The 20072-nt window shown below is 65.3% G+C and carries 17 protein-coding genes and 1 tRNA gene; 14 read left to right on the top strand and 4 right to left on the bottom strand.

Features of this window, described 5'->3' with window-relative positions; translation table 11 throughout:
• Window positions 1–191: 191 nt before the first annotated feature.
• Together ABS45_RS16255 and ABS45_RS16250 are read right to left on the bottom strand one after the other, a co-directional pair.
• A tRNA-Gly gene (locus ABS45_RS16255) sits at window positions 192–265 on the bottom strand.
• Window positions 266–306: 41 nt separating this feature from the next.
• A complete protein-coding gene (locus ABS45_RS16250; RefSeq protein ID WP_291557522.1) occupies window positions 307–645 on the bottom strand; it encodes a metalloregulator ArsR/SmtB family transcription factor in 339 nt (112 codons plus the stop codon).
• An 88-nt stretch (window positions 646–733) separates the two neighbouring features.
• Here ABS45_RS16250 and ABS45_RS16245 point away from each other — a divergent pair, with 88 nt between their 5' ends.
• The 6 genes from ABS45_RS16245 to ABS45_RS16220 all read left to right on the top strand — a co-directional run bounded on the left by ABS45_RS16245 (window position 734) and on the right by ABS45_RS16220 (window position 8301).
• The gene (locus tag ABS45_RS16245) at window positions 734–1783 is read left to right on the top strand and encodes an efflux RND transporter periplasmic adaptor subunit (protein ID WP_291557519.1); all 1050 of its coding nucleotides are present in this window, start codon (window positions 734–736) and stop codon (window positions 1781–1783) included.
• A gap of 13 nt (window positions 1784–1796) precedes the next feature.
• Complete coding sequence (locus ABS45_RS16240; protein ID WP_291557516.1) at window positions 1797–5036, top strand: efflux RND transporter permease subunit; 3240 nt, start codon at window positions 1797–1799, stop codon at window positions 5034–5036.
• 248 nt (window positions 5037–5284) lie between these two features.
• Entirely contained in the window at window positions 5285–6646 is a 1362-nt protein-coding gene (locus ABS45_RS16235; RefSeq protein ID WP_291557513.1) for a TolC family protein, read from the top strand.
• A 57-nt stretch (window positions 6647–6703) separates the two neighbouring features.
• Window positions 6704–7843 (top strand): FAD-dependent oxidoreductase, encoded by a 1140-nt coding sequence (locus tag ABS45_RS16230; RefSeq protein ID WP_291557510.1) that lies wholly within the window; start codon window positions 6704–6706, stop codon window positions 7841–7843.
• 37 nt (window positions 7844–7880) lie between these two features.
• Complete coding sequence (locus ABS45_RS16225; RefSeq protein ID WP_291557507.1) at window positions 7881–8090, top strand: DUF2892 domain-containing protein; 210 nt, start codon at window positions 7881–7883, stop codon at window positions 8088–8090.
• A 13-nt stretch (window positions 8091–8103) separates the two neighbouring features.
• Window positions 8104–8301, top strand: coding sequence for a DUF2892 domain-containing protein (locus ABS45_RS16220; protein ID WP_291557504.1), 198 nt, complete (start codon window positions 8104–8106; stop codon window positions 8299–8301).
• A 19-nt stretch (window positions 8302–8320) separates the two neighbouring features.
• Here the strand turns inward: ABS45_RS16220 and ABS45_RS16215 are convergent, their stop codons facing one another.
• Complete coding sequence (locus ABS45_RS16215; protein ID WP_291557501.1) at window positions 8321–9265, bottom strand: LysR family transcriptional regulator; 945 nt, start codon at window positions 9263–9265, stop codon at window positions 8321–8323.
• Between the two features lie 146 nt (window positions 9266–9411).
• Here ABS45_RS16215 and ABS45_RS16210 point away from each other — a divergent pair, with 146 nt between their 5' ends.
• The gene (locus tag ABS45_RS16210) at window positions 9412–10773 is read left to right on the top strand and encodes an aspartate aminotransferase family protein (RefSeq protein WP_291557498.1); all 1362 of its coding nucleotides are present in this window, start codon (window positions 9412–9414) and stop codon (window positions 10771–10773) included.
• A 236-nt stretch (window positions 10774–11009) separates the two neighbouring features.
• Here ABS45_RS16210 and ABS45_RS16205 read toward each other — a convergent pair whose 3' ends face one another.
• Complete coding sequence (locus ABS45_RS16205) at window positions 11010–11864, bottom strand: FCD domain-containing protein (protein WP_291557496.1); 855 nt, start codon at window positions 11862–11864, stop codon at window positions 11010–11012.
• A 198-nt stretch (window positions 11865–12062) separates the two neighbouring features.
• Here ABS45_RS16205 and ABS45_RS16200 point away from each other — a divergent pair, with 198 nt between their 5' ends.
• From ABS45_RS16200 to ABS45_RS16170, 7 genes are all read left to right on the top strand, one after another.
• Complete coding sequence (locus tag ABS45_RS16200; protein ID WP_291557493.1) at window positions 12063–13268, top strand: ABC transporter substrate-binding protein; 1206 nt, start codon at window positions 12063–12065, stop codon at window positions 13266–13268.
• Between the two features lie 118 nt (window positions 13269–13386).
• Window positions 13387–14247, top strand: a complete 861-nt coding sequence (locus ABS45_RS16195) for a branched-chain amino acid ABC transporter permease (protein WP_291557491.1) — start codon at window positions 13387–13389, stop codon at window positions 14245–14247.
• Between the two features lie 5 nt (window positions 14248–14252).
• Window positions 14253–15263 carry a branched-chain amino acid ABC transporter permease gene (locus tag ABS45_RS16190; protein WP_291557488.1) on the top strand — a complete coding sequence of 337 codons (1011 nt, stop codon included), beginning with the start codon at window positions 14253–14255 and terminating at the stop codon, window positions 15261–15263.
• The gene (locus ABS45_RS16185; protein WP_291557485.1) at window positions 15260–16036 is read left to right on the top strand and encodes an ABC transporter ATP-binding protein; all 777 of its coding nucleotides are present in this window, start codon (window positions 15260–15262) and stop codon (window positions 16034–16036) included. The genes ABS45_RS16190 and ABS45_RS16185 overlap by 4 nt, the downstream gene beginning before the upstream one ends.
• Window positions 16033–16740, top strand: coding sequence for an ABC transporter ATP-binding protein (locus ABS45_RS16180; protein WP_291557482.1), 708 nt, complete (start codon window positions 16033–16035; stop codon window positions 16738–16740). The genes ABS45_RS16185 and ABS45_RS16180 overlap by 4 nt, the downstream gene beginning before the upstream one ends.
• Before the next feature lie 14 nt (window positions 16741–16754).
• Complete coding sequence (locus tag ABS45_RS16175) at window positions 16755–18020, top strand: Zn-dependent hydrolase (RefSeq protein WP_291557480.1); 1266 nt, start codon at window positions 16755–16757, stop codon at window positions 18018–18020.
• A complete protein-coding gene (locus ABS45_RS16170) occupies window positions 18017–19483 on the top strand; it encodes a M81 family metallopeptidase (RefSeq protein WP_291557477.1) in 1467 nt (488 codons plus the stop codon). The genes ABS45_RS16175 and ABS45_RS16170 overlap by 4 nt, the downstream gene beginning before the upstream one ends.
• Window positions 19484–20072 lie beyond the last annotated feature (589 nt).

The following is a 20072-nucleotide window of genomic DNA, read 5'->3' as shown; positions in this document are numbered from 1 at the left end:
ACCTCGCCCCTCCATCAACAATCCGGAATCAGCCGCGCCCGCAAAAATGGACTTGTTTGTGGACTTAAAAGTCCCGGCTGTAGGCGGATCGCAGTGGACCACAGCAGAACATCAAAGAGAGGAAAAGTCTTTGCGTGGCAACGACTTACAGACTCTCTTGGACTTCTGCGGAAGTCCGCAGATTGATGCGGTGGAGCGGGTGAAGGGAATCGAACCCTCGTATGAAGCTTGGGAAGCTGCCGTTCTACCATTGAACTACACCCGCGCGAAGCGGCAGATTCTAAGGCATGGCCAGGGTTACAAGGCTCAAAGCAGCGCCTTGAACGCATCGTGCACTTCGCTCGCGGCCTGCAGTCGGCTCGCGATGCTGCCGCACACCAGATCGCAGAGCGCGTCCACGCGCTCGTCGGCAATGCGGAAATAAACGCTGGGGCCGCGCTCCTCACGCGCGACGATGCCGTGCTTGGTCATGAGCGAGAGATGACGCGAGACAGTGGCGGCCGTATAGCCGCAGGCCTGGGCGAGCTCGCCGACGTTGTATTCGCGCTCGCGCAGCAGGTTGAGCAGGCGCAGCCGCGTGGGCTCGGACAGCACTTGAAAGTAGGCGGCCACCTGGTCGATGACCTGCGGGGGCATGTGTTTCATGACGCGATCTCCATGACTGCATTATACTTAGTTGACTAATTACGTGAATGCGTAAATAATCAATCACAAATTTATGAGATTCGATGACATGAACACCACTCGCTGGCGCTCTGCCCTCATGGCCACCACGCTCTCTTTCATGGGGGTGTGCTTGAACGCTGCCACCCACGCGCAAACGCTTGCATGGGTGCCGGTGCAATCGAGTTCCGCCGCCGCCTTGCACAGCAGCGATGCGAAAGTCGAGGCGCTGCGCGAAGCAACGCTGGCGGCGCAGGTGCCCGGTGCCATCGTGGCATTGCCGGTCCGCACGGGCGAGCGGGTGAAGGCGGGGCAGGAACTGGCACGCATCGACGCGCGCATGGCAAGCCAGGGCGCGGCCGCGAACCAGGCGCAAGTGGCGGCGGCGCAGGCGCAGGCGGCGGTGGCCGGCAAGGAGTACGAGCGCCAGCAGCGGCTTTTTGCCAAGCGCTACATCAGCCAGGCAGCGCTGGACAACGCCCGCGCGCAGTGGCAGGCAAGCCAGGCGCAGGTCAAGGCGCTGCAGGCGCAGGCGGGCGTGGCCACGACGCAGGCAGCTTTGCACATGCTGCGTGCGCCGTTCGATGCGGTGGTGGCGAGCGTGCCGGTCACGCTGGGCGATCTGGCGCTGCCGGGCAAGCCGCTGGTCACGCTCTACGATCCGGTGCTGCTGCGCGTGGCGGCGGCGCTCACGCTGGCGCAGGCCGAGCAGGTGCGTCAGGCAAGCGAGGTGCAGGTGGAAATTCCTGGCGCTGCCAACGGGCGCATCACGGTGGCCGCTGCGCAGGTGCAGGTGCTGCCGACGGCAGACGCCCAAAGCCACACGCTGACGGTGCGCGTACAACTGCCTGCCACGTCCGCTGCGGTGCCCGGTGCCTTCGCCCGCCTGTGGTGGCAGGGCGCGGCAGCCACGGATGGCGAGCGCTTCTTCGTGCCGATCAGCGCCGTCGTGCGCCGCGCGGAGATGACAGGCGTGTATGTACGAGGCAGCGAAGGCAAGCCGCAACTGCGCCAGGTGCGCCTGGGCGAGTCGCGAGGCGATCTGGTCGAAATCCTCTCCGGCGCGCGTGCAGGCGAGCAGGTGGCGAGCGAGCCGCAGGCCGCGGCCAAGGTGCGCTGAAGTGGGTGCGGACATGAGCACGGACAAGCAATTTCTCGGCATCTCGGGCCGCATCGCGCGCGCTTTTGAGGCGGCGCAAATCACGCCGCTACTGGCACTGCTGGCGCTGCTGCTGGGCCTCTTCGCGGTGCTGGTCACGCCGCGCGAGGAAGAGCCGCAGATCGACGTGACCATGGCCAGCGTCATCGTGCCCTTCCCCGGCGCATCGGTGGCGGACGTGGAGCAGATGATCGCCACACCCGCCGAGCAGGTGCTCTCGCAGATGCTGGGCGTGGAGCACGTCACCAGCCTCTCGCGTCCCGGCATGGCGCTGCTGACGGTGCAATTCAAGGTGGGCGTGCACCGCACCGAGGCACTGGTGCGCCTGCACGACACGCTGCGCAGCCATGCCGACTGGCTGCCGCGCGGGCTGGGCGCGATGGAGCCCATCATCCGCCCCAAAGGCATCGATGACGTGCCCATCGTCACGCTCACCCTGTACAGCGAGAACGAAGCCACCGGCGCCTACGACCTGGAGCGCGTGGCGCACAGCATGGAGGTCGAGCTCAAGCGCGTGCCGGGCACCCGCACGGTGACGACCGTGGGCGGGCCGGGGCGCGCGGTGCAGGTGCAGCTGGACGCCGCACGCATGAGCGCGGTGGGCATCACCGTCGATGATTTGCGCGGCGCGCTGCAATCGGCCAACCAGGGGCTGCCGGTGGGCGAGCTGCTCTCTGGCAACCGTGCGGTGCAGGTCGAGGCCGGGCCGTTCCTCGCCGATGCGCGCCAGGTGGCCGAGCTGATGGTGGGCGTGCGCGTGGGCAAGCCGGTGTTTTTGAAAGACGTGGCGCAGGTGGTCGATGGCGCGCCGCCCGCCACGCGCTACGTCTGGCACACGGTGATGCAGGGCGGCGAGCCGCACGAATACCCGGCGGTGACGCTGGCCGTGACCAAGAAGGCCGGCGAGAACGCGATTGATGTGGCGCGCGCGGTAATGCAGCGTGTGGGCGAACTGCGCAACACCGTGATTCCGGCGGATGTGCAGGTGGCCGAGACGCGCGACTACGGAGCGACCGCCAACGACAAGGCGCAAAAGCTGATCCAGAAGCTGCTCTTTGCCACGCTCTCGGTGGTCGCGCTGGTGTTCTTCGCGCTCGGGCGGCGCGAGTCGCTGATCGTCGGCGTGGCGGTAGGCCTGACGCTCGCGGCGACGCTGTTTGCCTCGTGGGCCTGGGGTTTCACGCTGAACCGCGTCTCGCTCTTCGCGCTGATTTTTTCCATCGGCATCCTGGTCGATGACGCCATCGTCGTGGTCGAAAACATCCACCGCCACCAGGCGCTGCACCCGGAAAAATCACTCGCGCAACTGATTCCCGGCGCGGTGGATGAAGTGGGCGGGCCGACGATTCTGGCGACCTTTACCGTCATCGCCGCGCTGCTGCCCATGGCCTTCGTCACCGGCCTGATGGGGCCATACATGGCACCGATCCCGATCAACGCCAGCATGGGCATGGTGATCTCGCTGGCGGTGGCCTTCACCGTCACGCCGTGGCTGGCGCAGCTGTGGATGCAGAGCCACGCGGGTGCGGCGGCCCAAGCGCACACGGGCCTGGCCGCGCGGCTTGCGCCGCTGTTCGAGCGCATCTTCGCGCCGCTGCTGCACGATCAGCACGGGCGGCGCAACCGCGCGCTGCTGGGCCTGGCCGTGGTGCTGCTGATCGCCATCTCGGTGCTGCTGCCCGCCGTCGGCTGGGTGCAACTGAAGATGCTGCCGTTCGACAACAAATCTGAATTTCAAATCATCGTGGACATGCCCGCAGGCACGCCGCCCGAGGCCACCGCCGCGGTGCTGCATGAGCTGGGTGGCCACCTGGCGAGCGTGCCCGAGGTGACCGACTGGCAGGCCTACGCCGGCACCGCCGCGCCGATCAACTTCAACGGTCTGGTGCGCCAGTACGACCTGCGCGCCGGGGGCGAGGTGGGCGACATCCAGGTCAACCTCAAGGACAAGCAGGAGCGCCAGGCGCAAAGCCACGCCATCGCGATGCGCGAGCGCCCTGCCCTGCAAGCCATCGGCGCCCGCCTGGGCGCAAACGTCAAGGTGGTGGAGGTTCCCCCCGGCCCGCCGGTGCTCTCTCCCATCGTCGCCGAGATCTACGGGCCGGATGCCGAAGGACGGCGCAAGGTGGCGCGGGACGTGCGAGCTGCGCTACAAAAGACGGCAGGCATCGTTGATCTGGATGACTCGGCGATTGCCGAGGCGCCGAAGAAGCTGGTGCTGGTGGACCGCCGCAAGGCCGCGCTGCTGGGCGTGCCGCAAGCGGCGATCGTCGGCGCGCTGCACGCGGGCTTTTCGGGCGAGGCCGCGACCTGGCTGCACGACGCGCAGAGCAAATACCCCACGCCCGTGCTGCTGCGCCTGCCTGCCAGCGCGCAGGGCAGTCTGGATGCGCTGCTGCAACTGCCGGTGCGCTCCGCCAGCGGCCAGAGCGTGGCGATTGCCGAGCTGGTCACGGTGACGGACACGCTGAGGGAGCAACCCATCTACCACAAGGACTTGCTGCCGGTAAACCTCGTTGTCGCCGACATGGCGGGAGCCGTGGACAGCCCGCTCTACGGCATGTTCGCCGCGCGCTCGGCGATTGGCCAGATCACCGCACCCGATGGCGGCGGCGTCGATGAGTTTTTCATCCGCCAGCCCAGCGACCCCTATCGCGGCTACAGCCTGAAGTGGGATGGCGAGTGGCAGATCACCTACGAGACCTTCCGCGACATGGGCGCGGCCTATGGCGTGGGGCTGCTGCTGATCTACCTGCTGGTGGTCGCGCACTTCGGTTCTTACCTCACGCCGCTCATCATCATGGCACCGATACCGCTCACCATCATCGGCGTGATGCCGGGGCATGCGCTTTTGCACGCGCAGTACACCGCGACCAGCATGATCGGGATGATTGCGCTGGCGGGCATCATCGTGCGCAACTCCATCTTGCTGGTGGACTTCATCCGGCTGCAGGTGCAGGCGGGCATGGAGTTCAAGCGCGCCATCATCGAATCGGCCATCACACGCGCGCAGCCGATTCTGCTGACCGGCGTGGCCGCGATGCTGGGCGCGTTCTTCATCCTGGACGACCCCATCTTCAATGGCCTGGCGATCTCGCTGATCTTCGGCATCGCGGTCTCCACAGTGCTGACCCTGGTCGTCATCCCGACGCTTTACTACATGGCCTACCGCAAGCACGTGGACGTGGTGCGCGGGCAGGAGGTGCCGCAATGACTATTCAAAACATAGCTGCTAGGAGCCTGACGAACTTGGAAATCGTCGGCTGCAAATCGACCGCAGCGGCCCATTTTTCACCGTCTTTTTGCCCAATAGCTCAGCTATTGGGCTGCAAATCCGGCAAAAACTGTGCTCGCTGGGGCCGATTTTCGCTATCGACGCTCCAAGTCCGACAGGCTCCTGGCGCCCACCCCATAAGCGCTACAGGCCGATTTCATTCAAATTCCCACGCGCCGCGCTGGCTCGTGGCAGCAGGCGCGCTGCTGCTCACCCTGGCCGCGCAGGCCACCACGCTGACCGAGGCCTGGCAGGCGGCCGAGCAGCATGACCGCCCGCTGGCCGTGGCGCGCGCCGCGCACGGTGTGGCCGAACCCCGGCGCGCGCAGGCCGATGCGCTGTGGCGGCCCAGCGTGGTCCTGAACGCCTCGGCGGGCCTGGGCGCGAGCGACTCCACCATGCGCGACGCGCAGTTCAGCGCGCCGGGGCTGGGTACATCCAGCGGCGTGGATTTTTCCACCTCGATCACCGGCGGCGCGGCCACGCGCGTGGCGCTGCAGGCGAGCCAGCCGATCTACAACGAGGAGCGCCGCGCGCAGCAAGAGCAGCTGCGCCTGCAAGCCGACCAAGGCGATCTGCAATGGGAGGGCGCGCGCCAGCAAGCCCTGCTGCGCGTGGCCCAGCACTACCTGCATCTGGCACTGGCCCAGGAGCAGGTGCGCGTACTCACCGCGCAGTCCGAGGCACTGCAACACGCGGCCACCGAGGCAGCCGACCGGTTCGAGATCGGCAGCGCCAGCATCACCGCCGTGCACGAAGCGCGCGCGCAGCTTGCCGGGGTGCAGGCGCGGATCGCACTGGCCAAGGCCGACCTGGAGATCAAGCGCCGCGCGCTGGCCGATGCCACCGGCCTGCCCGAGCCGGGCTTGAGCGCCAGCCTGCCCGCGCGCGCCGCCACCGATGCACGCTCGCTTGCCGTCTGGCAGCAACTGGCCGAGACCACCAGCCCGCAACTGCGCGAGCAGCGCCTGGCCGTCGACCTGGCCGAGGCCGAGCTGCGCAAGCGCGCCGCACGCTGGAACGGTGCCACCGTCGATCTCATCGCGCAGGCCGAGCACCAGCGCCTGGCCGGCCACGGCGACTTCGGCAGCGCGCGCAACGCGGGGCTGAACGCCATGGTCGGCGTGCAGCTCACCTTGCCCTTGACCACCGGCGGCATGCGCGGCGCACGCGAGCAGGAAGCCGCCGCGCAGCTCGCCAGCGCGCAGGCCAGCCTGGACGCGGCGCGCGAGCAGCTTGCGCGCGACATCCACGGCGCATGGCTGGCGCTGCGGACCGGCACAGAACAGGTGAGCGCGCTGCAAGCGGCCCTGGAGGCCAGCCGCCTGCGCGAAGACGCCACGCGCACCGGTTTTGATGCGGGCGAGCGCACGTCGCTTGACGTGCTCAACGCGCGCAACGACCAGGCCGCAACGCGATTGCAACTGGCGCAAGCGCTCTCGGCCACCCTGCTCGCGCGCCTGCGCCTGGCGCTGCTGGCCGGCCAGATCGGCGAGACCGACCTGCGCGAGGCCGATGCGCTGCTCGCTGAAGAACTACAAAACAAGTAGCTTCTACCGCACACCGTACAAGCGTTACAGCCACATTTGATGCAAAAGGATCCAACCGTGCAAAAGCCATCCGCCATCACCATCCTCGGCAGCGGTTTCGGCGCGCTCTCCACCGTGCGCGAGCTGCGCAAGCGCCTGAGCACGGAGCCGATCACGCTCGTCTCGCCGCGCGCCGAGCTGCACTATCTGCCCGGCATCATCTGGATTCCAAGCGGCAAGCGGCAGCGCGAGGACCTCGTCGTGCCGCTGGGCCCATTCTTTGAACGCATGCGGGTACGCCATGTGCAAGCCGACGTCACCGGCCTGACCGACGGCGGGCGCACCGTGCTGACGAGCACCGGCGAGCGCATTGCGAACGACGCGCTGGTCATCGCCACCGGCGGGCGCTTCATCAAAAAATTGCCCGGCATCGAGCACGCCATCACGCCCTGCGAAGGCATCGCCGCGGCCGAGGCCATCCGCGACCGCCTGAGGGCGATGCAGGGCGGCTCGATTGCCATCGGCTTCTCGGGCAACCCCCAGGAGCCAGCCGCAGTGCGCGGCGGGCCAATGTTCGAGTTCCTCTTCGGCATCGACACGCAGTTTCGCCGCGAAGGTCGGCGCAAGCAATTCACCCTCACCTTCTTTCATCCCAAGACCGAGCCCGGCAAGCGCCTGGGCAAGCAGGCGGTGCAAGCCTTGCTCGCCGAGATGCAGCGGCGCAATATCCACATCCACCTTGGGCACAAGCTGGTACGCCTGGAGGCCGACAAGGTGGTGACCGAAGGCGGCGAGATTGCCGCCGACCTCATCCTTTTCATGCCCGGCATGACCGGCAACGCCTGGTTTGACGCGACCGAGCTGCCGCGCTCGCCCGGCGGCCTGATCGCCGCCGACGCCCAATGCCGCGTGCAGGGCTGGGACAAGACCTGGGTGGTGGGCGATTCCGGCAGCTTCCCTGGCCCCGAGTGGGCGCCCAAGCAGGCCCACATGGCCGATCTGCAGGCGGCCGCTACCGCGCAAAATCTCATCGACGCACTGGCCGGACGGCCGCAAAGCGCCGGCTTCAAGACCGAGCTGCTGTGCATCATCGATTCGCTCACCAGCGGCAAACTGGTCTGGCGCACCACCAGCCGCAACCTCACCCTGCCCTCGCTGCGCCTGATGCACTGGGCCAAGTCGCACTTCGAGGCGCGCTACCTGCGCCAATACCGCTGATTTCCGTTGTCCCTCAACCACCCAAAGGAGTATTCAAATGACCACTGGAAGAATCGTCCGCTTCATGGCGGGCCTGTTCGTGCTGCTCTCGCTCGCGCTCGGCGTGCAGGGCAGCCCGCTCTTCGTCAGCCCCTGGTGGCTGGCCTTCACCGCCTTCGTCGGCGCCAACCTGCTGCAAAGCTCGCTCACGCGCTGGTGCTTCATGGAAACCGTGCTGCGCAAGTTCGGTGTCCAATCCGGTTGCTGAAAGGGAAATCACCATGCAAATCAACGTTGGCGGCTGGGACCGCATCCTGCGCATCGTCGTTGGCGCCGTGCTCATCGCCCTGGCCGCCTTCGGCCAGATCGGCCCGTGGGGCTACATCGGCATCGTGCCCATGCTCACCGGCATCTTCCGCTTCTGCCCGGCGTATCCGCTGCTGGGCATGAACACCTGCCCGATGAAAAAGCCCGAGTAAAACGGCCGTTTCCAGGCCCTCAGCCCGCGTGCGCCTGCACCAGGCATTGCTGCAACAGCAGTGCCGCACGGCTGGGTGCCGGCGAGCGGCGCAGCAGGCTGACAAACTGGCAGTGGTAGTGAAACAGGTCAGGACGCACCGCCTGCAGCCGCCCCTGGCCCTCAAAGGCTTGCGCGTAATGATCGGGCAGAAAGCCGAGAAATCGCCCCGACAACACTAGGGTGGCAATGGACTCCTGATCGAACCCGGTGGCCGCCCGCATCAGACGGGCCTCATGCGAGAGCTCCATGTTCGGCGAGTGATAGCCCAGCCCGGCAAACGGATGGCGGCGCAGCGCATCCCAATCCAGCGCCGCGTGGGGCGCATTGAAGAACGCGTGACCCCTGCCGCAATACAGGCGCATGGTTTCACCGAACAAATCCGCATACACCAGACTCTGCGAACTGCGGTGCGCAGGGATGATGCCCACCTGAAAACTGCCGTCCATCACCCCGCGCTCGATCGCCGAGATCGAACCCACATGCAACTGCATCTGCACGTCGGGGGCCTGCGCCACAAAAGCGGCGATCGCCTGGTGAATGCGTGCCGCCGGGTTGCTGGCGGTCTTGTCAAACACCGCCAGCGCCAGCTGCCCGCCCATGCGCGCATGGATATCGTCGATGCTGTCGCGAAACCCGCGCATCGCCGTCAGCAGCCGCAAGGTTTCCTCATACACCCGCTGGCCCTCGGGCGTCAGCGCAAAACCGGCCCGGCCCCGTCGGCACAGCGTCATGCCCAGGCGCGTTTCCAGATCCTTCACATGGCGGCTGACGGTGCTGGTGCCGATGTTCAGCTCCAGTTCCGCCGCGGCCATGCCGCCGCACTCCACCACCGCCTTGAAGACCTGCAACAAGCGCAAGTCCATGTCGGCGAGCTGGCCCAGCACGGCACGCGGGCGGGGGACAGAAGACAGAGGATGTGGCATGGTCGATCACTATCTTTCGGCAAGCCTGACCGATGGCGAGGCAGGCCCGGTTTGCTTGCATGGTTTGTCAAGTGAATTGTGATATTCGTTGATTTGACGAATCATTGCACACCACCACAATGGCGCATCTTTCCAGGAGATCCGCCATGTCTTTCGCCGTCATTGATGAAGCCCCTGCCACCGCCAACCCGCGTCTGGATGCCGCCTGGCTCGATGCGCACTGGATGCCGTTCTCGGCCAACCGCAATTTCAAGGCCCACCCGCGCATGATCGTGAGCGGTCAGGGCGCCTACTACACCGACAGCGACGGGCGCAAGATTTTTGACGGCCTCTCGGGTCTGTGGACCACCGGTCTGGGCCACGGTCGCAAGGAGATCGCCCAAGCCATCGGCCAGGCGGCTGCCACGCTGGACTACGCGCCTGCGTTCCAGTTCGGCCACCCGGCCTCGTTCGAGCTGGCCAATCGCATCAAGGCGCACATGCCCAAGGGGCTGGACTACGTCTTCTTCACCGGCTCGGGCTCGGAGGCGGCGGATACCTCGCTCAAGATGGCGCGCGCCTACTGGCGCACCAGGGGGCAGGCAGGCAAGACGCGCCTCATCGGGCGCGAGAAGGGCTACCACGGCGTGAACTTCGGCGGCATCTCGGTCGGCGGCATGGCCGGCAACACCAAGGCCTTTGGCCAGGGCATAGAGGCCGATCACCTGCCGCACACGCAGCCACCGCTGGGCTCGTTTCATCGCGGCATGCCGCCGCTCGATGGCAAGGCGCTGGCCGATCGGCTGCTGGACGTGATTGCGCTGCACGACGCGAGCACGATTGCCGCCGTCATCGTCGAGCCCTTCTCCGGCTCGGCCGGGGTGGTGATTCCGCCCGCGGGCTACCTGCAGCGCCTGCGCGAGATCTGCACGCAACACGGCATCTTGTTGATTTTTGACGAAGTCATCACCGGCTTTGGCCGCGCCGGTGGCTGGACGGGCTCTGAGGTGTTTGGCGCCACACCCGACATCCTGAACTTCGCCAAGCAGGTGACCAACGGCGCGCAGCCGCTGGGTGGCTGCGTCGCGAGCAAGGAAATCTACGACACCTTCATGCATGCGGCGGGCCCCGAATACCTGCTGGAATTTGCCCACGGCTACACCTACTCAGCCCATCCGGTGGCCTGCGCGGCAGGCAATGCCACGATGCAACTGCTGGAGCAGGAAGACGCTCCGGCACGCGTGAAGGCGCTGGCACCAGTCTTCGAAACCCTGGTGCACGGGCTCAAGGGCGCCAGGCACGTGCTGGACATCCGCAACTATGGCCTCGCCGCGGGCTTCAGCATCGAACAGATGCCGGGTGAGCCCGGCCGTCGCCCTTACGAAATCGCCATGGCCTGCTGGAAGAAAGGCTTTTACGTGCGCTACGGCGGCGACAGCATCCAACTCGCACCGCCCTTCATCAGCACCGAGGCGGAACTGCAGCGGCTGGTGAGCGCGCTCGGGGATGCGCTGGCGGAAACCGCCTGACGCCGATCACTCCGGTTCAGCCTAAAAACGGTAGTTGAATGCGCTCGCCAGTGCCATGATCGGTGCGTCAGGCAAGGCGGGAGGATGCAGCGCACTGGTGTGCGCAAGGACGAACAACGCAGTATGGCGTGCCGAGCATGGTGCTGGCGGGTGCATAGCGTTGTCGCCCAAAAGGCGAACTGCGCCGAAGCCAAAAAGCTCAACGCCAACAAAGCTTTATCAATATCAACAAGCGGTCAACTGCCGTTTTTAGGCTCAGCATCCGCGGGCCGCTTGCCCAAGCGCAGGGCAGCGCCCGCCACGCCGCGCGGGCGGCGCAACGTATCGGCATCCAGAATCAGCCGACCCTGAATCCGCCCCTTCATGCGCTTGACGCTGCTGGCCGCGTCGCGCATGTGCTGCGCCATCAGCGCGCGCACAGCCTCGGCGTCGCGCGCGCGCGCCGCCTTCACGATGTCGCGGTGAATCTGCGCATTGGCCTCGCCAAAGCGGCGGTGCTCGGCCTGCGGCGTGCGGTTGCCGAAGACGATGAGCTGGCGAATCATTTCGTTGATGAGCTCGCACGAAAAGCGCAGGAAGGGATTGGGGTTGGCAGCAGCCAGGATGTCGTGAAAGTTCACATCCTCACGCCGCTGCGTCACCAGATCTTCATGGCTTTGCGTCGGGTCGCAGCAGGCAATGCTGCGCTCCAGCGCATCGAAATCGGTATCCGTCAAATGGGGCACGGCACCCGCCGCCAGTTCAGGCTCCAGCATCTGCCGCACGGTATAGATGTTTTCGATCGTCACCTCCTGGAAAAACAGGTAGTTCTGCATGAACTGCAGCGTGCGATCCAGCGGCACCTCGGCAATCGTGCCGCCGCCCGTCGGGCCGGTTGAAATGGTGATCAGGCCCTGCACCTCCAAGGCCTTGAGCGCCTCGCGGATCGTGCCCTTGCTGACCTGAAACTGCGCCTGCAAGTCGCTTTCGTGCGGCAGGCGGTCGCCAGGCGTCAGATTTTTTTCGGTGATGAGACGCTTGATCTCTTGCGCCACGAGATCCGAGCGCTTGAGCTGGCGAATGCGTGGTGAAGCGGCTTTGCGACTGGCCATGGTGACTGCTCTCCTCGGCGAATGGTGTGCGACAGGCAACCCGAATGGCACGATGCTTAGGGTTTTCACTCGTCATGTTTATTCGATTTATCACTATAAATGGGTACGGGAAACAAGGCTAGTCCGCCGGCGTGTTCACTTCAGCGGCTTTGCCTGTCAACCCGACATCCCTTGTGTTTCACCTACCGGAGCCCCTTCATGCAACGTCGACACCTTCTGCAAGCCACCGCGCTCGGCGCGCTCCCTTCGTCCCTGTCCCTGCTCTCCAGTGCCTGGGCCCAGGCCAAGGACACGATCCAGTTTGGTTGTCCCGTGCCGATGTCCGGGCCCTTTGCCGCCAATGGCAAGTTCGCCGATCTGGGGATGAAGCTGGTCATAGAGCAATACGGCAAGGCGCTGGGCAAACCGCTGGCCTACACGCTGCTGGACACCGAGGGCAAGCCGGCCACCGCCGTACGCAAGGTGCAGGAAGCGGCCGAACAGCAGGGCGCAAGCTTTTTCGCCGGCGGCATTCTTTCGTCCGAAGCGCTGGCCATGGGCAAGGAGCTGGACAAGATCGGTGGCATGTTCATCACCACCGCCGGTGCCGACGAGATCACTGGCAAGGATTGCAACAACGCCACCTTCCGCTGGTCCGTGCCCACCTTCGGCGCCATTGAGCAAACCGTGCGCCCGCTGCTCGAGGCCAACCCCAAGGCCAAGCGCTGGTACACGATCACGCCGCAATACGTCTTCGGCGACGGCCTGTTATCGGCGGCCAAGAATATCTTCAAGGAAAAGGGCATAGAGCATGTGGGCAACAGCTACCACTCGCTGACGGAAAAGGAATTCAGCGGCTATCTGACCAACGCCGCCGCTGCCAAGCCCGACGTGTTGCTGCTGCTGAACTTCGGCGCGCAGTCGTCGGACACGCTGCGCCAGGCGGTGAGCTTCGGCATGCACAAGAACATGACCATCCTGATCGCCTGGGCCTCGGGGCTGGAGCAGTTTGAATCGCTCGGTGCCGATCTGTGTGAAGGAGTGTATTTCGGTGCGCAGTACTGGCACACGGTGGATGCGCCGCTGAACCAGGATCTGGTCAAGCGCTGCCAGGAAAAATTCAAGTCCAACCCCAACTACAGCCTGGCCGGCTCCTACATCTGCACCAAGCTGTTCATCGACGCCATCATCAAGGCGGGCACCACCGATCAAAAGGCTGTGATCGCCGCACTGGAAGGCATGAAGTACCAGGGCCTGACGGGCGAAGAGGAGGTACGCAAGGGCGACCACCAGGTGCTCAAGAACTACTACCTGCTCAAGGGCAAAGCCAAGGCCAAGATGGGCAACAAGGACGATTTCGTGGACGTGATCAGCTCCGGCAAATCCTTCCTGCCCGTGGACCAGACCGGCTGCAAGCTGGGATAGGGGGACGTTGAGCGTTGAGCGTTGAGGGTGAGAAGCGGCACGCCCTAGTCTTCACGCTGGACGCTCACCCCCCAACGCTCAACCCTCCCCACAGTACGCAACCTTTACCCAGGCGACCATGAACATCTACCTGCTGCAGACCATCAACGGCATCGGCATCGGCATGCTGTACTTTCTGCTGACCGTCGGCATGTCCATCGTCTTCGGCCTGCTGCGCTTCGTGAACTTCGCGCATGGCGCCTTCTACCTGATGGGTGCGTATTTCTGCTACCAGATGACGCGCTGGGGCATCAGCTTCTGGTGGTCGCTGCTGCTTGCGCCCCTGGCCGTGGGGGCAATTGGCTGGCTGACGGAAAAACTGCTGCTGCGCCATGTCTATGCCAAACCGCACGAGTTCCATATCCTGGTCACCGTGGGCTTGGCCCTGGTGGTGCAGGAACTGGTGATCCTCCAATGGGGGCCGCTGGGCGACAGCGTGGCTACGCCCGACCTGCTGCAGGGCGTGGTGATGTGGGGCAGCTTTGTCTACCCCAAGTACCGGCTGTTCGTGATCGGCTTCACCGCGGTTCTGGCGGTACTGCTGTGGTGGGTACTGGAGGGCACGCGCCTGGGCAGTGCGGTGCGCGCAGGCAGTGAATCGACCGAAATGGTGTCGCTGCTGGGCATGAACGTGTTTGCCATCTTCAGCCTGGTATTCGCGCTGGGTGCGGCCACGGCGGCGCTGGCCGGGGTACTGGCCGCACCCATCCGCGGCGCCGAACCCTTCATGGGCATAGAGGCGCTGGGCGTGGCCTTCGTCATCGTGGTCGTGGGCGGGTTGGGCAGCTTCAATGGCGCGCTGGTGGGCGGCCTGCTGATCGGCATCGTTCAAAGCGTGATGAGCACGCTCTGGCCCGAGGGCGCGCGCATCATGATCTACGTTGCCATGGCCGCGGTGCTGCTGCTGCGCCCCCATGGCCTGCTGGGCCGAAAGGCGTGACTACCATGACTAGGCACTCCCATTTTCTGATCGCGCTGGCCATCGTTCTGGCCATGCCGTTGTTCATGCGCTCGGGCTCTCTTGCCAGCGAGGTGCTGATCTACGCGCTGGCTGCCATGGGCTGCAACCTGCTGCTGGGCTATACCGGGTTGCTGTCGTTTGGCCAGGGCATTTTCTTTGGTCTGGGCAGCTACACCATTGCATTGCTGCTCACGCGCTGGCCCCTGCCCATGCCGCTGGCACTACTGGCGGCCATCGCCATGGGCGCGCTGGGCGCCGCCATCATCGGCTCCATCGCCATCCGCCAGCGCGGCACGTACTTCGTGATGCTGACGCTGGCGTTTGCGCAGATGTTCTATTTCATCGCCTATTCGCTGCCCGGCCTCACCGGGGGGGACAACGGTCTGCTGGATGTTCCGCGCCCGTCGCTCTCCGTCGCCGGCCAGACGCTCTGGCCGCTGGCAACGCCCTGGCAGTACTACGGCTTCGTCGCTGCCTTGTTCCTGGTCGCGTTCTGGCTGCTGCGCCGCGTCTGTGATTCGATCTTCGGTCGCACGCTGCTGGCGGTGCGCGACAACGAAGAGCGCGCCGCGGCCGTCGGCTACAACCTGCGCCTTCTGAAACTGCAGGCCTTCGTGATCTCGGGCGCGGTGACGGGCCTGGCAGGTGCGCTGCACGCGATGATGACCGGCATTGCACCGCTGTCCAACGTGGAATACCACACCAGCGAGATGATCATCGTGATGACCGTGATCGGCGGCACCAGCAACCTGCTGGCCTCATTGCTGGGTGCCGCCTTCTACGTTCTGCTGGGCGACTGGTTGTCCACCCTGTGGCCACGCTGGCTGTTGCTGCTGGGCGTGGTGCTGATGGTGGTCAGCCTGGGATTGCAGCGCGGTTTGTGGGGGCTTGGTGAAAATCTGTGGGCCCTGGTGCGCCACAAGAAGAACAAGCCCGACGCAACTGCGGAGCCCACCGAATCCAACCCGGTCGAACGCAGTGGAGGCCTGGTATGAATACACCCTCGCCCATCCTGCTTGAAGCCGAAGGGGTTGCCAAGCATTACGGCAGGTTTGTCGCTCTGGGTGGCGTGAATCTGCAGGTGCGCGCGAATACCGTGCACTCGGTGATCGGCCCCAACGGTGCGGGCAAGACCACCCTGTTTCACATGCTCACCGGCACCAAGACCGTGACCAGTGGCCGCATCGTGTTCGACGGCCACGACGTGACGCACGAGCCTGACCACCGCCGTGTGCGTCGCGGCATGGCACGGTCATTTCAGGTCACCAGCTTGTTCCTTTCACTGCCGGTGCGCGAGAACCTGCGCCTGGCCGCGCAGGGCGTGGCACCCGCCAAGGCGCTCAATTGCTGGAGCCCTCCAATGGGGCCGCGCTCCTGTGCCGACACGGTGGCCCAAGTGCTTGAACGTGTCGGCCTCACCCGTTTCGCCGGAGTGCCCGCAGGCAACCTCTCGCACGGTCAGCAGCGGCGCCTGGAGGTCGGCATGGCGCTGGCCGCGAAACCGAAGGCCATCTTCCTGGACGAGCCCACGTCCGGCATGGGCATTGACGATCTCGACGACATGAAGCGGCTGATACAGGGCCTGAAAGACGAGCACACCGTGGTGCTCATAGAGCACAACATGGGCATCGTCATGGACATCTCCGACACCATCACCGTCATGCAGCTGGGCCGCGTGCTGGCCGAGGGCGTGCCCGCCGAGATCCGCAACGACGAGCGCGTGCGCACGGCCTACCTGGGCAATATGATCACCGGAGGCAAGGCATGAAGACATTGCTGTCGGTGGAGTCCATACACGCCCATTACGGCAAGAGCCATGTGCTGCAGGGCGTGTCGCTGCAGGTGCAGGAGGGCGAGCTCGTCACCCTGTTGGGCCGAAACGGCGCCGGCAAGACCACCACGCTCAAAACCATTGCCGGCGTGATGCCGCCCACGCAGGGCCAGGTGCGCTTTGCCGGCGAATCCACAAGCCACCTGGCCACGCACCAGGTGGCACAGCACGGCATCTGCCTGGTACCCGAGCACCGCGGCATCTTCAAACTGCTGACGGTGGAGGAAAACCTGCTGCTGGCGCAGCGCAAGAAGTCGCCCTGGCAGCTGGCCGACGTGTACCGCATCTTCCCGCGCCTGCAGGAGCGGCGCACAAACGGCGGCGGCCAGCTCTCGGGCGGCGAGCAGCAAATGCTGGCCATTGGCCGCGCGCTGATGAACGCGCCGCGCCTGCTGATGCTGGACGAGCCCGTGGAAGGTCTGGCCCCGGTGATCGTCGAGGAGATCGTGGCCCAGCTCAAGACCATCAAGGCTGCGGGCGTGACCATTTTGCTGGTGGAGCAGAACCTGGAGGTCTGCACGCAGCTGGCCGATCGCCACTACATCATCGAACAGGGCTGCATCGTGCACGAGGCCGGCAACGCCGAATTTCTGGCCGACGAGGCCGTCAAGGATCGCTACCTGGGCGTAGGCCTGGTGTGAAAGGAGTAGTTTCCATGGACAGGCATCTTCCCCCCAATGCGGCCCTGGCCGCTCTGCGCATAGACGGCGCGCGGCTGTGGCAGTCGCTGATGGACCTGGCGCAGATCGGCGCCACACCCAAGGGCGGCGTGTGCCGCATCGCCCTCACCGACCTGGATCGCCAAGGCCGCGACCTGTTCGTGCAATGGGCGCGGGGCGCCGGCTGCAGCATCCGCGTAGACGCGATCGGCAACATCTTCGCGCGCCGCGCGGGCCAGGACGACAACCTGCCACCGGTGATGACCGGCAGCCATATCGACACGCAGCCCACGGGCGGCAAGTTCGACGGCAACTACGGCGTGCTGGCCGGCCTCGAAGTCGTGCGCACGCTCAACGCCGCCAGCGTGCGCACGCGTGCGCCCATCGAGGTGGCGGTGTGGACGAACGAGGAGGGCTCGCGCTTCGTGCCGGTGATGATGGGTTCGGGCGTGTTCGCCGGTGCCTTCACGCTGGAGCACGCGCTGGTGCAGCGCGACGCGCAGGGCGTGAGCGTGGGCGAGGCGCTGGCATCCATAGGTTATGCGGGCCAGGCCGGCCCAGCCCCCGCCGTGAGCGCGTACTTCGAGGCGCATATCGAGCAGGGCCCGGTGCTGGAAAACCACCAGCGCGTGATCGGCGTGGTCACCGCCGCGCTGGGCCAGCGCTGGTACGACGTGAGCGTGCAGGGCATGGAGGCCCATGCCGGCCCCACGCCCATGGAACTGCGCCGCGACGCGCTGCTGGCCGCCAGCGAGTTGGTGCTGGAGGTGAACCGCATCGCCGTCGAACGTGCACCGCACGCGCGCAGCACCGTGGGTACGATCGAGGTGTTCCCGAACTCGCGCAATGTGATACCGGGTCGCGCCACCTTGAGCGTGGACCTGCGCGCGCCCGACGACGCCCAGTTGCTCGACATGGATGCGGCGATGCGCGCCGCCTGCGCGCGCATCGCCACGGAACGCAGCCTGCAGGTCACGGTGGAGCAGGTGGTCTACTTCCCGCCCCAGCCGTTCACGCCGCAGCTGGTGCAGGCCGTGCGCGCTAACGCCGACGACCTGGGCTATAGCAGCATGGACGTGGTCAGCGGCGCCGGCCACGACGCCGTGTACCTGGCACGCGTGGCGCCCGCTGCCATGATCTTCGTGCCCTGCGACAATGGCATCAGCCACAACGAAATCGAGAACGCCGACCCGACACACTTGGAGGCCGGCTGCAATGTGCTGCTGCGCGCGGTGCTCGCGGCGGCGGAAGGAGTGGCATGAAGATCCTGATAGCGCGCCTGAACCACGAGACCAACACTTTTTCGCCCGTGCCCACGCCCCTGGCGGCGTTTTCCCCGACCTACGAAGCAGAGGCCTACCGCGCCAACAAGGGCATGCGCACGGCCATGGCAGCGTTCATAGACCTGGCCGAGGGCCTGGGCGCGACGCTGGTCACGCCGGTGTCGGCCATGGCCAACCCCAGCGGCCCGGTGCACGCCGCGGCCTACGATGAGCTGACGCGCCGCATCGTGGAAGCCGCGCCGGGCTGCGACGCCATCCTGCTGGATCTGCACGGCGCCATGGTGGCCGAGAACAGCGCCGACGGCGAAGGCGACCTGCTGGCGCGCGTGCGCGCCGCAGCGCCCGGCGTGCCCCTGGGCGTGGCACTGGATCTGCACGGCAACATCACCGAGCAGATGGTGCAGAACGCCGATGTGATGGTGGGCTTCAAGACCTACCCGCATATCGACATGTACGAAACCGGCGAGCACGCCGGCCGTCTGCTCCTCCAAATGCTGCGCGGTGAAGCCCGCTACGGCGTCTGCTGGCACCGGTTGCCGCTGATGAGTCATACGCTGCGCAGCACCACGCTGAACGGCGCGATGCGCGACGCGGTGCAGACCGCGCGCGAACTGGAAGCCGACAGCATCCCCGCAGTGTCGGTGTTTGCCGGCTTCTCGCTGGCCGACATCGCAGCGCCCTGCATGAGCGTGGTCGCCACTTGCCGCGTGGAGGATCAGCCATCAGGCCAAAACACCGTGGACGGCCTGGCACGGCAAATCTGGGAGCGCCGAGACGAATATGTCTATCGCAGCGAACCCCTTGCCGACTCGCTGCACCGCGCCGCCCAACTTGCCACGGGCACAAACCGGCCCGTGCTGCTGCTGGACCATGGCGACAACTGCATGTCGGGCGGCACCTGCGACACCATGGACGTGCTGCAAGCCGCACTGGCGCTAGGCCTCACGAATATCGCCGTAGGCCCGATCTGCGATCCGGAGGCAGTTGCTGAAATGATCCAGGCCGGCGTGGGTGCGGATGTCGAGGTCGCACTGGGTAACAAGATCCCACTCGACCGCATAGGCCTGCACAAACAGCCGCTGCGGCTGCACGGCCGGGTGCATGCCGCCAGCGACGGCAGTTACACCGTCACCGGGCCGATCTACACTGGCCAGCGCTGCCACATGGGTCGATCGGTGTGTCTGGACATCGGCAGCGCGCAGATCGTGGTCACCGAGCAGACCCATGAACCCTGGGACCTGGGCGTATTCCACTGCGCGGGTCTGGATCCGACGCAGTTTCGCTACCTGCTGCTCAAATCGCGCATGTACTGCCGGCCAGTATTCGTTCCTCTGTCGGCAGGACTGGTGGAGTGCGACAGCCCCGGCGTGACCACCTCAGACTACGCGCGTTTTCCATTTGCCAACGTACAGCGCCCGGTCTATCCGCTCGATGGAATCTGAGGATACTGAGGCGGGGCTTGTCCCACTTCAGTGCGCAGTATTGGCATCAGGTCCAGTTTCAGGCTGCAACCGCCCAAGCCCGTCGAGCACCGCAAGGCCGCCTCTCGATGAGGCAAATTTGCGCAAATTCACGTACCAATTGCCTACAGACCCCGACAAAAGAAAACCCCGCCAGCTTTTCACCAGCAGGGTTTCCTTTGTTTGCTTGGGGTGGCTGATGGGGCTCGAACCCACGACAACAGGAATCACAATCCTATCTAATTGATATTTGGTGGTGTTGATTGATGCTGATAGAATCAATACAAATCAACAACTTACCTTCTATGTACTGGATGCAAGAACAGTAAAGACGTTGATTGATATTCCCCGAAATTGGGGTTTTTTGGCTACATGGTGGCTACATGGAACTGCCGTGTAGCCAAAACAGCCGGAGCAATCAGCATGGCACGACCGAAAAAGAGCGAAGCCCCAGACCTTGCCGAACGGGTGAACCTGACCGCTGGCGCAATCGAGCGCCTGACCTGCCCAGCCGACAAGCAACAGGCATTTATGCGCGACAGCGAGGCACCCGGCCTGCGCGTGCGGGTTA

This window comes from Comamonas sp. SCN 65-56 (assembly GCF_001724135.1).
GTDB lineage: Bacteria > Pseudomonadota > Gammaproteobacteria > Burkholderiales > Burkholderiaceae_C > Comamonas_C.
The sequence above is the reverse complement of the archived record's forward strand: the minus strand, read 5'-3'. Positions and strand labels throughout refer to the sequence as shown.

What these genes read in the sequence shown, in the direction of transcription:
- ABS45_RS16245 (WP_291557519.1), top strand. Translation starts at nt 734, where the DNA reads ATGAACACCACTCGCTGGCGCTCTGCCCTCATGGCCACCACGCTCTCT.
- ABS45_RS16210 (WP_291557498.1), top strand. Translation starts at nt 9,412, where the DNA reads ATGTCTTTCGCCGTCATTGATGAAGCCCCTGCCACCGCCAACCCGCGT.
- ABS45_RS16190 (WP_291557488.1), top strand. Translation starts at nt 14,253, where the DNA reads ATGACTAGGCACTCCCATTTTCTGATCGCGCTGGCCATCGTTCTGGCC.
- ABS45_RS16220 (WP_291557504.1), top strand. Translation starts at nt 8,104, where the DNA reads ATGCAAATCAACGTTGGCGGCTGGGACCGCATCCTGCGCATCGTCGTT.
- ABS45_RS16175 (WP_291557480.1), top strand. Translation starts at nt 16,755, where the DNA reads ATGGACAGGCATCTTCCCCCCAATGCGGCCCTGGCCGCTCTGCGCATA.
- ABS45_RS16215 (WP_291557501.1), bottom strand. Translation starts at nt 9,265, where the DNA reads ATGCCACATCCTCTGTCTTCTGTCCCCCGCCCGCGTGCCGTGCTGGGC.
- ABS45_RS16205 (WP_291557496.1), bottom strand. Translation starts at nt 11,864, where the DNA reads ATGGCCAGTCGCAAAGCCGCTTCACCACGCATTCGCCAGCTCAAGCGC.
- ABS45_RS16240 (WP_291557516.1), top strand. Translation starts at nt 1,797, where the DNA reads ATGAGCACGGACAAGCAATTTCTCGGCATCTCGGGCCGCATCGCGCGC.
- ABS45_RS16180 (WP_291557482.1), top strand. Translation starts at nt 16,033, where the DNA reads ATGAAGACATTGCTGTCGGTGGAGTCCATACACGCCCATTACGGCAAG.
- ABS45_RS16195 (WP_291557491.1), top strand. Translation starts at nt 13,387, where the DNA reads ATGAACATCTACCTGCTGCAGACCATCAACGGCATCGGCATCGGCATG.
- ABS45_RS16250 (WP_291557522.1), bottom strand. Translation starts at nt 645, where the DNA reads ATGAAACACATGCCCCCGCAGGTCATCGACCAGGTGGCCGCCTACTTT.
- ABS45_RS16170 (WP_291557477.1), top strand. Translation starts at nt 18,017, where the DNA reads ATGAAGATCCTGATAGCGCGCCTGAACCACGAGACCAACACTTTTTCG.
- ABS45_RS16185 (WP_291557485.1), top strand. Translation starts at nt 15,260, where the DNA reads ATGAATACACCCTCGCCCATCCTGCTTGAAGCCGAAGGGGTTGCCAAG.
- ABS45_RS16200 (WP_291557493.1), top strand. Translation starts at nt 12,063, where the DNA reads ATGCAACGTCGACACCTTCTGCAAGCCACCGCGCTCGGCGCGCTCCCT.
- ABS45_RS16225 (WP_291557507.1), top strand. Translation starts at nt 7,881, where the DNA reads ATGACCACTGGAAGAATCGTCCGCTTCATGGCGGGCCTGTTCGTGCTG.